The organism is Bradyrhizobium sp. 930_D9_N1_4, from assembly GCF_052076015.1.
GTDB lineage: Bacteria > Pseudomonadota > Alphaproteobacteria > Rhizobiales > Xanthobacteraceae > Bradyrhizobium.
The window spans coordinates 7,298,295-7,311,296 of the sequence record NZ_CP197236.1 but is presented as its reverse complement, the minus strand read 5'-3'; the positions used below and the strand labels follow the sequence as shown (position 1 = coordinate 7,311,296).

General features: G+C 64.1%; 9 protein-coding genes. 4 read left to right on the top strand and 5 right to left on the bottom strand.

Features of this window, described 5'->3' with window-relative positions:
• Window positions 1-23: 23 nt before the first annotated feature.
• A complete protein-coding gene (locus AB7532_RS34635; protein WP_441239123.1) occupies window positions 24-863 on the top strand; it encodes an SDR family NAD(P)-dependent oxidoreductase in 840 nt (279 codons plus the stop codon).
• A 114-nt stretch (window positions 864-977) separates the two neighbouring features.
• On the opposite strand, the gene AB7532_RS34630 is transcribed toward AB7532_RS34635, so the two are convergent.
• The 3 genes from AB7532_RS34630 to sthA all read right to left on the bottom strand — a co-directional run bounded on the left by AB7532_RS34630 (window position 978) and on the right by sthA (window position 5,527).
• Window positions 978-2,354: a cytochrome P450 gene (locus tag AB7532_RS34630; protein WP_441239122.1), complete on the bottom strand. Its 1,377-nt coding sequence runs from the start codon at window positions 2,352-2,354 to the stop codon at window positions 978-980.
• Window positions 2,355-2,498: 144 nt separating this feature from the next.
• Window positions 2,499-3,734 carry an LLM class flavin-dependent oxidoreductase gene (locus tag AB7532_RS34625; RefSeq protein WP_441239121.1) on the bottom strand — a complete coding sequence of 412 codons (1,236 nt, stop codon included), beginning with the start codon at window positions 3,732-3,734 and terminating at the stop codon, window positions 2,499-2,501.
• Window positions 3,735-4,135: 401 nt separating this feature from the next.
• Window positions 4,136-5,527: a Si-specific NAD(P)(+) transhydrogenase gene (gene sthA / locus AB7532_RS34620; protein ID WP_441239420.1), complete on the bottom strand. Its 1,392-nt coding sequence runs from the start codon at window positions 5,525-5,527 to the stop codon at window positions 4,136-4,138.
• Between the two features lie 148 nt (window positions 5,528-5,675).
• Here sthA and AB7532_RS34615 point away from each other — a divergent pair, with 148 nt between their 5' ends.
• Together AB7532_RS34615 and AB7532_RS34610 are read left to right on the top strand one after the other, a co-directional pair.
• Window positions 5,676-7,088, top strand: coding sequence for an MFS transporter (locus AB7532_RS34615; RefSeq protein ID WP_441239120.1), 1,413 nt, complete (start codon window positions 5,676-5,678; stop codon window positions 7,086-7,088).
• Window positions 7,089-7,228: 140 nt separating this feature from the next.
• Entirely contained in the window at window positions 7,229-8,392 is a 1,164-nt protein-coding gene (locus AB7532_RS34610) for an extracellular catalytic domain type 1 short-chain-length polyhydroxyalkanoate depolymerase (RefSeq protein WP_441239119.1), read from the top strand.
• Between the two features lie 251 nt (window positions 8,393-8,643).
• Here the strand turns inward: AB7532_RS34610 and AB7532_RS34605 are convergent, their stop codons facing one another.
• The gene (locus AB7532_RS34605) at window positions 8,644-9,324 is read right to left on the bottom strand and encodes an MBL fold metallo-hydrolase (RefSeq protein ID WP_441239118.1); all 681 of its coding nucleotides are present in this window, start codon (window positions 9,322-9,324) and stop codon (window positions 8,644-8,646) included.
• Window positions 9,325-9,494: 170 nt separating this feature from the next.
• Here AB7532_RS34605 and AB7532_RS34600 point away from each other — a divergent pair, with 170 nt between their 5' ends.
• Window positions 9,495-11,096, top strand: a complete 1,602-nt coding sequence (locus AB7532_RS34600) for an alpha-amylase family glycosyl hydrolase (protein ID WP_441239117.1) — start codon at window positions 9,495-9,497, stop codon at window positions 11,094-11,096.
• Window positions 11,097-11,256: 160 nt separating this feature from the next.
• Here AB7532_RS34600 and AB7532_RS34595 read toward each other — a convergent pair whose 3' ends face one another.
• Window positions 11,257-12,954, bottom strand: coding sequence for an alpha-amylase family protein (locus AB7532_RS34595; protein WP_441239116.1), 1,698 nt, complete (start codon window positions 12,952-12,954; stop codon window positions 11,257-11,259).
• Window positions 12,955-13,002: the final 48 nt, after the last annotated feature.

Genomic DNA, 13,002 nt, shown 5'->3' with positions numbered 1-13,002 from the left:
TCATTCGCGAGCAGGGACATTCCATGGGCAGGCTGGACGGCAAGGTTGCGGTGATTACGGGCGCGACGAGCGGGATCGGATTGCGGACTGCTGAAGTCTTCGTTGCCGAAGGTGCCAAAATTGTGATCGCCGGGCGGCGTATCGCCGAGGGCGAGGCGCTGGCATCGCGGCTCGGGGCCGCCTGCGTCTTCCGCCAGACGGATGTGACGGTCGAAGACCAGATGCAGGCGCTGATCGCGCTGTCAGTGGAAAAATTCGGCCGGATCGACTGCCTGTTCAACAATGCCGGCGGTCCGGCGCAGACCGGCGGCATCGAAGGCCTCGAGGTCGAGCGCTTCGATGCGGCGATGGCGACCCTGGTGCGCAGCGTCATGCTCGGCATGAAGCATGCCGCGCCCCACATGAAGAAGCAGGGCTCCGGCAGCATCATCAACAATGGCAGCATCGCCGGCCGCCTCGCCGGATACTCCTCGTCCGTCGTCTATGGCGCGGCCAAGGCGGCGGTGATTCATCTCACCAAATGCGTGGCGATGGAGCTCGGCGAGTCCAATGTCCGCGTCAACTCGATCTCGCCCGGCGCGATCGCGACCGGCATTTTCGGCAAGGCGCTGGGGTTGTCGACGGAGGCGGCCGAGAAGACGCCGGCGGTGATGCGCGATGTCTACAAGACCGCGCAGCCGATCCCGCGCGCCGGCATCCCCGACGATATCGCCTACGCCGCGGTGTTCCTGGCAAGCGACGAGTCCAGCTTCATCAATGGCCACGACCTCGTCATCGACGGCGCCATGACCAGCGGCCGCAACTGGAGCCAGCAGCAGCAGGGCCTGGCAACCTTGCGCAACGCGTTCGATCAGGGGGCGTAGCGGCTCCGGGGGAAGGTGCCGTAGGGTGGATTAGCCGAAGGCGTAATCCACCTCTTTGATGTCCGCGGTGACAGAAGTGGTGGGTTACGCCTTCGGCTAACCCACCCTACGAATTCACACCGCCCGCACCCTGACCTTCATCCCATCCCGTGGCTTTGGGATCGGCCACATCTGCCAGTCCGGCTTGTAGCCGGGCTCGAGCGACACCTCGATGTTCTGCAGGAAGTGTCGCGCGAAGCACTTGGCCTGCATGTAGGCGAAGTGCAGGCCGAGGCACATATGTGCACCGCCGCCGAACGGCACCCAGGCGAAGCGATGCCGGTTGCGCTGGGCTTCCTCGGTGAAGCGCAAGGGATCGAACCGGTCCGGCTCCGGCCAGATGTCCTTCATGTGGTGCGTATAGAGCGGATTGACGCCGACCGCGGTGCCGGCGGGAATCGTAAAGCCCTTGAAGGTGAAGTCGCGCATCGCGCGGCGCGGCATCGATGGCACCGGCGGCTTGATCCGCAGCGCCTCCTTGAACGCCATTTCCGTCAGCGGCATTTTTTCGAGGTCGTCGAAGCTGCTCGGCTGATCCGCCGCAAGTCCGAGCGCGAGAACCTCGGCGCGCAGCCTGTCCTGCCAGTCCGGATTGGCGGCAAGTTCGCCGATGAAGGACGTCAGCGATGAGGTCAGCGTGTCGTGCGCGGCCATCATCAGGAAGCTCATGTGGTCGATGATGTCCTGTTCGGAGAGCAGCGCGCCGTCCTCGTGGGTGGCGCGGCAGAGCTGCGAGAACAGATCGTCGCCACCGTGATTGCCACGGCGCAGCGGAATCTGCTCACGGAAATAGGCGACGATGCGCTTGCGACCCCTCACGCCGGCGGCCATTTGGGTGCCGGGCAGAGGGCGCCGGATCGGCGCGACGGCGGCCGCGACCATGTCGACGAAGGCGCGGTTGATCTCGTCCACCTCCGGCCCGATATCGGCGCCGAGGAACGACGCTGCGGCGAGATCGAGCGTCAGCTGCTTCATCGCCGGATAAAGCTGCATCTCGCCGGGATTGGCTTTCCACTGCGCGACGCGCGCTGAAATGCCCTGATCGAGATCGCTGAGATAGGATTTCATCGGCCCGGACTTGAACGCGACCGACAGTGCCTTGCGGTGCAGCCGGTGCTCGTCGAAATCGAGCAGCATCAGGCCGCGCGGAAACAACAGGCCGAGCACCTTGTTCCAGCCATGCGTGGACGAGAACAGCTTCTGCTGGTCGAACATCACGAGCTCGTTCGCCTCCGGCCCGAGCAGCACGACGTTGGTCTCGCCGAACACATGGGTGCGGTAGACCGGGCCCCATTTGGCGCCGTTGGCCTCGATATGTCCCTTGGGGTCGGCCAGCACCTGAAAGGTCTTGCCGATGATCGGCCAGCCCTCGTCGCCGGGGATGTGTGTCAGCTCGTTGCGCTTCGGCGCAGTAAATCCAAGCGCAGGGGTGGCCACATTCTGCATCGACATGACGATTGCTCCGGTTGGCTGACCGAACTGGAATCGCGCGACTGCGACATTATTGCGGCCTGCGCCAGACTGATGGGAGTCAGCATAGCACAGGCCGACATGTCTTGCTTGAGAACGGCGTTACGAGCGTAACGCCAATAAGGCCTAGCGCTTGGCCGCCTCCTTCTGCAAATCCGGCGCGTTGACGGCAGGAATGGCGACGCGGCCGGCGCCGGTCACCTTCAGCGCTTCGGCGGCCTTCTCGTTCTGCATGATCTTGGCCATCACGGCTTCCCCCGCGCGTTCGAAGATCGCGCGGTTCTCGATCACGAATTTCTGCGATCGGCGCAGGCCGTCGATATAGCCGTTGATCTCCGGGACCACATAGCGCGCCACCATGTCCCAGCTTCGACGCGTCGCTTCCGGATTGGCCCAGTCGTGCACGAAGCCGATCACGGCGCCGATGCCCCCGGACACCTGCATCACGTTCTTGATGGTTTTGACGAGATCGTCGGGCGTGCCGATGGTCGAAGCCGCGCCCTCGACGAAAGCGGTCTTGTCCACGGCCTCGTCAGGCGAAGAGAACGCCGTGAGGCCCGGCCGTTGCAGGGTGCCGACATTATACTCGTTGTGCCAGCGCATCAGCCCGGCGCCGGCCTCCTTGCGGGCCTGCTCGCGGGTTTCGGCGATGTGGAAGGTCAGGAGCACGCGCCAGTTCGCGCGATCGACGGTGGTGCCATGCTTCTTGGCGGCGTCCTCGGCGAACTGCCATTGCTGCTGCAGCGACATCAGGCCCTGCGTCGTCATCGAGCCCAGCGAGATGATGCCGCAGCCGTATTTGCCGGCAAGCGTCATGCCCGACGGCGAGATCTGCGACGCCACGACGAACGGCATCTCTTCCTGCAACGGCAGGAGCTGGAGCGCGGCGTCGTTCATCGTGAACCATTCGGTCTTCGCCGTGACGCGCTCGCCGTTGAACAGCCGGCGGATCACGCCGATCGCCTCGTCCTGGCGGTCCCGCTGCGTCATCGGGTCGATGCCGAGCGTGTGCGCGTCCGACGCGAGCGCGCCGGGTCCGGAGCCGAAGATGGCGCGGCCGCCGGTCATGTGGTCGAGCTGCACCATGCGCTGGGCGACGTTGAACGGATGATGATAGGGCAGCGACACCACGCCGGTGCCGAGCTTGATCCGCTTGGTGCGTTCGCCGGCCGCGGCCAGGAACATCTCGGGTGAAGCGATCATCTCCCAGCCCGAGGAATGATGCTCGCCGCACCAGAACTCGTCATAACCGAGTGCATCGAGCTGCTCGACCAAATCGAGATCGCGCCGGAACTGAAGCATCGGATGCTCCCCGATCGGGTGATGCGGGGCAAGGAAAGCTCCGAATTTCAGGCGCGCCATGGCGTTCTCTCCGGCTGGATTTTTTGTTTGTTGAGACCGTGAGGCTACGTGCTGAGACAAGCGAACGCAATCGCGCGATGTCCCGCGCGGCGGAATGCAGGCATGCGTTCTTCTCCCTCTCCCCGCTTGCGGGGAGAGGGTTGGGGTGAGGGGGAGTCTCCGCGGGGACGGAGCGGAGTTGGGTTTCCGAGCTGCGCCCACACCCGTCATTGCGAGCGCAGCGAAGCAATCCAGAATCCCTCCGCGGAAAGACTCTGGATTGCTTCGCTGCGCTCGCAATGACGTGGTGAGAGTGCGTCGTTCCAGTGGACAGGCGACTCGCGGAGAGTCCCCCTCACCCGGAATTCAAACTCCGTTTGAATTCCGACCTCTCCCCGCAAGCGGGGCGAGGTGAAGCAAGATCACCTTGTCATCCTGTTCCACGCATCCAACCCGGCGATCTTGTACGCCTCGGCCAGCGTCGGATAGTTGAACGTGTTCTGGATGAAATAGTCGATCGTGCCTTTGAGGTTCAGCACGGCCTGGCCGATATGGATCAGCTCGGTGGCGCCTTCGCCCAAAATATGCACGCCGAGCAGGCGGCGAGTCTTGGTCGAGAAGATCATCTTCATCATGCCGCTGTTCAGCCCCATGATGTGGCCGCGCGAGGTTTCGCGGAAGCGCGCGATGCCGACCTCGTAGGGAATGCCGCGTGTCCGCACCTCTTCCTCGGTGAGGCCGGCAGTCGAGATCTCCGGCACCGAATAGATGCCGTAGGGAAAGAATTCCGGCGGCGCCAAAGGCTCCATGCCGAGCGCGTGGCAGGCGGCGACGCGGCCCTGCTCCATCGACGTCGAGGCAAGGCTCGGAAAGCCGATCACGTCGCCGGCGGCGTAGATGTGCGGCACGCTGGTTTGCAAGGTCACGGGGTCGACCGAGATCCGGCCACGATGGTCGACCACGATGCCGGCGGCCTCAAGGTTGAGACGGTCGGTGGCGCCGACGCGGCCGGCCGCGAACAGCAGCATCTCCGTGGTGACGTGCCGCCCGTCAGCGAGATGCGTGACGATGCTGCCCTGCGCCGTCTTCTCGATCGAGTTGACCTTGGCCCCTAACCGCAGCGCGACGTTGCGGTCGCGCAACTCGTGCACGAACTCGTCGATCAATTCCTTGTCGATGAAATCGAGGAAGGTCGGCCGCGGCTCGATCAGCGTCACCGGCACGTCCAGCGCGCTGAAGATGGTGGCATATTCGACACCGATCACGCCGGCGCCGATCACGGCAAGGCTGCGCGGCAGCTTCGGCAGCTCGATGATCTCGTCGCTGTCGAGCACGGTCGCACCGTCGAACGGCACGTAGTCCGGCCGGAACGGGCGCGTGCCGCAGGCGATCAGGATGAAGGCGGCCGACACCACCTTCACCTCGCCGATCAGGCTGGTGATCTCGACCTCGTGCGGCGAGACCAGCCGCGCCTCGCCATTGGCGGTGCGGACGAGGTTGCGGCTGAACTGATGCTCCAGCACCTCGACCTCGTGGTCGAGCGTCTTCTGCAGCCGGATCATCAGGTCGCTGGCCGCGATGTCCTGCTTCACCTTGTAGGAACGGCCGTAAAAGCCGCGCTCGCGCCAGCCGGACAGGTTCAGCACGGTCTCGCGCAAGGTCTTCGAGGGGATGGTACCGGTGTGAACGGAGACGCCGCCGACCCGCCGGCCCTTCTCCACCACCAGCACGGCCTTGCCGAGCTTGGCACATTGCACCGCGGCCCGGCGTCCAGACGGGCCCGAGCCGATCACCACCATGTCGTAGTCGTACATCCGGAAGACTTCCGAGCCCGCAAAACCAGCGAGAACTGCCATGCAGCAATCGGGCCAATGCAGCAAGTCTTACCTCGGAGGTAATCGCGCGGATGACGCCGATCTGCGAATTTTGCTTGCAAATAAATGCCTGAAGGCTCGCGCGAAAATGCATCAAACCGTCACAAAACAAATCGATTCGACCCGTCGCTGGTGGGTGCTGGCGATCGTCGTCGCAGCGCAGTTCATGTTCGGCGTGGACGCCTTCATCGTGAACGTCGCCATCCCGACCATCGCGGTGGACCTGAACGCGACGCCGGCGCAGATCGAATCCGTCATCGCGATCTATCTGATCGCTTATGCCACGCTGGTCGTCACCGGCGGCCGCCTCGGCGACATCCATGGCGCGAAGAGCGTCTTTTTGGCCGGCGTGCTCGGCTTTACGGCGACCTCGCTCTGGTGCGGTCTCGCTCAATCCGGCGCGGAGCTGATCGTCGCACGGCTGGCGCAGGGCGCGACCGCGGCGCTGATGGTGCCGCAGGTGCTGGCGACGCTGCATCTGCTCTTCACCGATGAATCGCGTAACCGCGCCTTTGCGATTTACGGCGTCGTGCTCGGGCTTGCGGGTGCCGCAGGCTTCCTGCTCGGCGGGCTCCTTGTCACGATCGACCTCGCACACACCGGTTGGCGCTCGGTGTTCTTCGTCAATGTTCCTTTTGGCCTCGTCATCGCCATGGCCGCCTGGCGCATCATGCCGTCGGTGCCGCGCCGGGCCGGAACGAAGCTCGACATCAAAGGGAGCGTCGCCCTGTTCGCAGGCCTGTTGTGCCTGATCGGGCCGCTGCTGTTCGGCCACGATGTTGCGTGGGCACCGTGGCTGTGGGCGGTGATGGCGCTCGGCAGCGTGATTCTCGCGGCATTCCTGAAGCTGGAGCATGCGGTCGCGCGCGCCGGCGGGATGCCGCTGATCGATCTGACGCTGCTGGCGGACTCCGCCTTCCTGCGTGGGCTCGGTGCCGCGTTCTTCTTCTTCGTCGCCAACCTCTCATTCTATCTGGTGATGACGCTGTTCATGCAGCGAGGGCTGAAGATCCCGCCGCTCACGGCCGGCATGGCCTGCATTCCACTGGCCATTGCCTTCGTCGTGGCCTCACGCCACAGCGGCGCGCGCGCAAGGCATCGTGGCACCAAGGTGTTGATCGAGGGCTGCGTGTTGCAGATCGCGGGTCTCGCCGCGCTCGCATGTCTTGCAGGCTTCGTCGATGCGCCGGCGCCGCTTGCGCTCGCGCTGACCATGGGCATCTTCGGCTACGGCCAGGGTCTTGTGATGGCGCCGCTATCAGGCGCGGTGCTCTCGACCGTCAAACCTGTCGCCGCAGGCTCGGCCTCGGGCATGTACGGCACCACAGCTCAGATCGGGAATGCGGCCGGAGTGGCCGCAATCGGCGCGGTGTTCTTCGCAATCGAAGCATTGCAATCAGCGCGCGCAGCGTTTCTCGTTTCGCTCGCGCTGTTTGTGACATTAATCATGATCTGCGCCGCATTTCTGGCGTGGATGCGCCGCGCATCTGCACGAAGTTGAGGCAGTACGGTTAATACATGCGGATTTCTGCGGGTTTCTCAGCGATTTAGCGCTGATCGACAGCACACGGTCTTTTTATTTTGCACTGCAGCAACTATTTGGTTTGGGTGGACGTTGAACGTCGCCTGCCAGGAGTTGCCGTGTCGCTCGCCAAAAATCTCGATCTCTTGAAGCATCTGCCCAAGGTGGATGGTCTGCGCCTCGGCGACTTCGGTCGCAGCGCGGATGTGTCCAGTCCATTGGAAGAGGTCACGGGCTTCGGCGACAATCCCGGGGCCTTGCGCATGTACGCATTCGTGCCGGCGCAACTCCAGAAGCCGCGCGCGCTCGTCGTCGTGCTGCATGGCTGCGGGCAGACCGCGGCGGGTTACGATCTCGGCGCAGGCTGGTCGACACTCGCGCAGCACTACGGTTTCGCGCTGGTCATGCCCGAGCAGCAGCGCGTCAACAACGGCAACACCTGCTTCAACTGGTTCAATCCGGAAGACACCGCGCGCGACAGCGGCGAGGCGCGTTCGATCCGCGAGATGATCGCGCATATGGTCAAGGCGCATCGCATCGATCCCAGGCGCATCTTCATCACGGGCCTGTCCGCCGGCGGCGGCATGACGTCGGTGATGCTTGCGACCTATCCGGAGGTCTTTGCGGCCGGCGCTGTCATCGCCGGGCTTCCTTACGGCATCGCCTCGAATTTGCGCGAGGCACTCGACGGCATGTTTCATTCCCCGGAGCGGCCCGAGCGCGAGCTCGGCGATTTCGTGCGGCGGGCGTCGGATCATCGCGGGCCCTGGCCGAAGATGTCGGTGTGGCACGGCAGCGCCGACCGCACCGTCAATCCCGGCAATGCCAACGAGATCGTCAAGCAGTGGCTCGACTTGCACGATTTGCCGCTCGCGCCGATGGCGGAGACTGTCGTCGACGGCTATCCGCGCCAGGCCTGGTGGAACAAGAACGGCGAGACGCTGGTGGAATCCTACACCGTCACCGGCATGGCCCACGGCACGCCGCTGGGCCTTGCCGACAACGACCAGCGCTACGGCATCGAAGGTGCGTTCCTGATCGAGGCCGGCATTTCGTCGTCCTACCACATCGCGAAATTCTTCGGCCTCACCGGCTGGATTCCGGATGCGGCGAAGAAGACGGAGGCAAAGCCCGCACCGGGACGGTCTCCTGCGCCGCATCTCGCACGTTCGATCCGCGCCGCCGTGGCGAAGCCGGCCGAGCCGAAGCCCGAGGAAGCCCGCGGCTTCGATCTCGGCCAGATCATCACCCGCGCGCTGACCGCCGCGGGGCTGATGAAGTAGCTGGTGGCTGCAGTAAGCGCGACGATCTCAGCTGTCGTCCCGGGGCGCGACGAAGTCGCGAGCCCGGGACCCATAGCCACAGGACAAAGTTTGGCGCGCATAGGCAACTGCGAGTGCCCGTAACCACACCTTCCTGTGGCTATGGATTCCGGGCTCGCGCTATCGCGCGCCCCGGAATGACAGCGGAGCTTGTCCGGGACGACAGCGGAGTTTGTTGCGGCGTTGTCAGCATGGACGCCGCGAATAGCAGCTCACATCTCGCCGGTGATGAACGGATTGGTCATCCGCTCCTGGCCGATGCTCGAGCCGGCGCCATGGCCGCAGATGAAGCCGACATCGTCGCCGAGCGGCAGCAATTTTGTCATGATCGAGTTGATCAGCGTGGCGTGACTGCCGCCGGGCAGGTCGGTGCGCCCGACCGAGCCTGCGAACAAGACGTCGCCGACATGGGCGAAGCGCAAATCCTTGTTGAAGAACACCACGCTGCCGGGCGAGTGGCCCGGACAGTGATAGATGTCGAACGTGAGGTCGCCGATCGACACGGTGTCGCCTTCGTCGAGCCAGCGGTCTGGCTCGAAATTGCGGCCACCGGTCATGCCGAAGCGGGCGCCGCTCTCGACCACATTGTCGAGCAGGAATTTGTCCGCGGCATGCGGGCCCTCGATCGGCACCTTCAGCGCATCGCGCAATTCCGCCGCGCCGCCGACATGGTCGATATGGCCGTGGGTCAGCCAGATCTTCTCGACGGTGACGCCGGTCTGCTTGATCGCTTCCAGAATCTTCGGCACGTCCCCGCCGGGATCGATGACGACGGCCTTCTTGGACGGCTCGTCCCAGATGATGGTGCAGTTCTGCTCGAACAGCGTCACGGGGACGATGATCGCGCCGGCCTTGGATTGCGAGGAGTCTTGGGAGGCATTTTGCTCGGTCATGGCGCCACAATGCCGATTTTTGCCATGCCGCCAAGCAAAAGATTCGTGTCGGAAGCCGGGAACGGTCGCCGCGACGGTCACACGGCCGTCCCAATTCGCTTGCTGGTTTGAACCGGGACGTTGCTTCCGCGTTCTCTCGCGCAAGGTCAATTCCGGGTGGTATCTCCAACATGGCTCACAGCGGCGACAACTGGTGGCGCTACGGCATCTTCTATCAGGTCTATCCGCGCTCGTTTCAGGACAGCGACGGTGACGGCGTCGGCGATCTCGCCGGCATCCTGCGGCGTCTCGCCTATGTGAAGTCGCTCGGCGTCGATGCGATCTGGCTGTCGCCGATCTTTCCCTCGCCGATGGCCGATTTCGGTTACGACATCTCCGATTATACCGGTATCGAGCCGCTGTTCGGCGCGATGGCGGATTTCGATGCGCTGCTCGCCGCGGCCCACGACAACGGCCTCAAGCTGATCCTCGACCTCGTGCCGAACCACACCTCCGATCAGCATCCCTGGTTCGTCGAGAGCCGGTCCTCGCGCGACAATCCCAAGCGCGACTGGTACGTCTGGCGCGATCCCGGGCCCGATGGCGGCGTGCCGAACAACTGGCTGTCCGAGTTCGGCGGCAGCGCGTGGGCTTTCGACGAGACGACGGGCCAGTATTATTACCACGCCTTCCTCGCCCAGCAGCCGGATCTCAACTGGCGCAATCCCGATGTCCGCAACGCCATCTACGACGTGATGCGGTTCTGGCTGGAAAAGGGCGTCGACGGCTTTCGCGTCGACGTGATCTGGCACCTGATCAAGGATGCCGAGTTTCGCGACAACCCGCCGAACCCGCATTACGTCGAGGGACGGCCGCCGAACGAAAAGATCCTGACCCAATATTCCACCGATCAGGCGGAGGTGCATGACGTCATCGCCGAGATGCGGCGCGTGACCGATGCGTATTCCGCGCGCGTGCTGATCGGCGAGATCTATCTGCCGCTGCACCGGCTGATGGCCTATTACGGCAACGACCTCACCGGCGCGCAGATGCCGTTCAACTTCGCGCTGCTCTCGACCTTCTGGAGCGCGCGCTCGATCGAGAAGATCGTGGACGACTACGAGAAGGCGCTGCCGCGCGGCGCGTGGCCGAACTGGGTGCTCGGAAATCACGACCGGCCGCGCGTCGCCAGCCGTGTCGGGCCCGAGCAGGCCCGTGTTGCCGCCATGCTGCTGCTGACCCTGCGCGGCACGCCGACGCTCTATTACGGCGACGAGATCGGCATGCATCAGGTCGCGATCGCGCCGGCGGACGTGCAGGACCCGTTCGAGAAGAACGTGCCCGGCATCGGCGTCGGCCGCGACGGCTGCCGCACGCCGATGCAGTGGGATTCTTCACCGTTCGGCGGCTTCTCGGAGGTGAGGCCATGGTTGCCGCTGCCGGAGGACCATATCCACGAGAACGTCGTCAATCTCGAAGCCGACACGCGCTCGATCCTGAGCCTCTACAAGCGCCTGATCGCACTGCGCAAGGCATCGCCAGCGCTGATCGAGGGCGATTATCATCCGATCGCCGCGCAAGGCGATCTGCTGATCTATCGCCGCGACGCCGAGGGCAACGGCGTGATCGTGGTGCTCAATCTCGGGCCCGAGCCGATCGCGGTGACGACGAGCGCGATCAGGTTCGGCAGCGAGATTCTGTTGTCGACCTTTCTCGATCGCGAGGGAGAGCGGCTCGAGGGCGTGCTGGATCTGCGCGGGAACGAAGGCGTGATCGTGCAGCCACCCGCCTAAATGTCGTCCCGGGGCGCGCGAAGCGCGAGCCGGGGACCCATACCCCAGGCAGTGGTTTTGCGAAGATTCGGAGTGACCTGTCGCGCCACACTCCAGCCTGTGGTTATGGATTCCGGGCTCGCGCCAAGTGGCGCGCCCCGGAATGACATGTGAGGCCACATCACCCCGGATGCTTGTTGCCCGTCGTGTTCTCGTCGATATCACTCCGCTTCAGCAGATAATCCAGCCCGCCGACCCGATACCAGCGATACCCATACGGCTCCAGCACGATGCGATGCCGGCCCTGCTTGTCGGCGTGGCTGTGATCCTCCGCGAGCAGATTGATCAGGTGCTCGCCGGCTTCACCCGGCAGTCCCACCGAGAACGCGGTCTCGCGCGGCGTCTCGTCGAGATTGTGCACGAACAGCACCGAATTGTTGCGCCAGTCGTAGCGCATGATGAACACCGCGGGATCGCGCGTCGGAATGATTGCGAAATCGCCCCAGCCGATCTCCGGCACCTCCTTGCGCATGCGGACGATGCGTTCGGTCCAGTTCAGCATGGAATTGGCATCGCGCCGCTGCTTGGCGACGTTGAGGTGCGGGAAGCCGTAAGGGCCCTCGTCGATGACCGGGCAGGCGGGCTTGTCGCTCTTGGTGAAGCCGCCATGCGGCTCGGTCGACCATTGCATCGGCGTGCGCGCGCAATTGCGTTCGGGCAATGACAGATCGTCGCCCATCGCGATCTCGTCGCCATAGCGGATCACGGGCGTCCCCGGCAGCGTGCACATCAGGCTGTAGGCGAGCTCGAGCCGCCTTCGGTCGCCGCCCAGCATCGGCGCCAGCCGCCGGCGGATGCCGCGATCGTAGAGCTGCATGTCCTTGTCGGGTCCGAATTTCCTGAACACGGTGTCGCGCTGCGCCTTGCTCAGTCGTCCGAGATCGAGCTCGTCGTGATTGCGCAGGAACAGGCCCCATTGCGCCGTGGCCGGCCGCGGCTTGGTGGCTTTCAGCGCCTTCGCCAGCGGTCGTGAGTCACCGGAGGCCAGCGCATAGAACAGATGCTGGTTGACGTGGAAGTTGAACATCATGTGCATGCGGTCGGCATCCTTGCCGAAATATTGCATGTCGGTTTCCGGCAGCACATTGGCTTCGGCGAGGATGATGGCGTCGCCCTGGCGCCATTGCAGGAATTCGCGGAACGCGCGCAGCATGTCGTATTGCTCGACCGGCTTCTTCACCTTCGCGCCCTTGGTGGCGATCACGAAGGGCACGGCGTCCATGCGAAAGCCGGAGACGCCGAGCTGGATCCAGAAGCCCATGATCTTCAATATCTCGGCCTGCACATGCGGGTTCGAGGTGTTGAGGTCGGGCTGGAAATCGTAGAAGCGGTGGAAGTAGTACGCGCCGGCCTCCTTGTCGCGCGTCCAGGTCGATTTCTGCACGCCCGGAAACACCATGCCCTTGTTGGCGCCGGCCGGTTTCTTGTCGGACCACACATACCAGTCGCGATAGGGCGAGTTCTTGTCGCGACGCGCCTCCTTGAACCATTGATGCTGGTCCGAGGTGTGGTTGACGACGAGGTCGATGATGATGCGGATGCCGCGCTGCTTGCAGCCATGGGTGAACTCGACGAAATCGCCGAGCGTGCCGTAGCGGGAATCGACGCTGTAATAATCGGCGATATCGTAACCGTCGTCGCGGCCCGGCGAGGTCTGGAACGGCATCAGCCAGATCGTGGTGATGCCGAGCCCGTGCAGATAATCGAGCCGTCGCAGCAGCCCCTTGAAATCGCCGACGCCGTCGCCGTTGGCATCCATATAGGTGCCGACGGACAGGCAGTAGATCACGCCGTTCTTGTACCAGAGATCGTCGATCATGCCGGGGCAGCCTTCATCGGTCCGCCCGCGACCGTCGGCGGCTGCGTG

Coding starts and splice junctions, on each gene's coding strand:
- AB7532_RS34635 (WP_441239123.1), top strand. CDS start 24: ATGGGCAGGCTGGACGGCAAGGTTGCGGTGATTACGGGCGCGACGAGC.
- AB7532_RS34630 (WP_441239122.1), bottom strand. CDS start 2,354: ATGTCGATGCAGAATGTGGCCACCCCTGCGCTTGGATTTACTGCGCCG.
- AB7532_RS34625 (WP_441239121.1), bottom strand. CDS start 3,734: ATGGCGCGCCTGAAATTCGGAGCTTTCCTTGCCCCGCATCACCCGATC.
- sthA (WP_441239420.1), bottom strand. CDS start 5,527: ATGTACGACTACGACATGGTGGTGATCGGCTCGGGCCCGTCTGGACGC.
- AB7532_RS34615 (WP_441239120.1), top strand. CDS start 5,676: ATGCATCAAACCGTCACAAAACAAATCGATTCGACCCGTCGCTGGTGG.
- AB7532_RS34605 (WP_441239118.1), bottom strand. CDS start 9,324: ATGACCGAGCAAAATGCCTCCCAAGACTCCTCGCAATCCAAGGCCGGC.
- AB7532_RS34600 (WP_441239117.1), top strand. CDS start 9,495: ATGGCTCACAGCGGCGACAACTGGTGGCGCTACGGCATCTTCTATCAG.
- AB7532_RS34595 (WP_441239116.1), bottom strand. CDS start 12,954: ATGATCGACGATCTCTGGTACAAGAACGGCGTGATCTACTGCCTGTCC.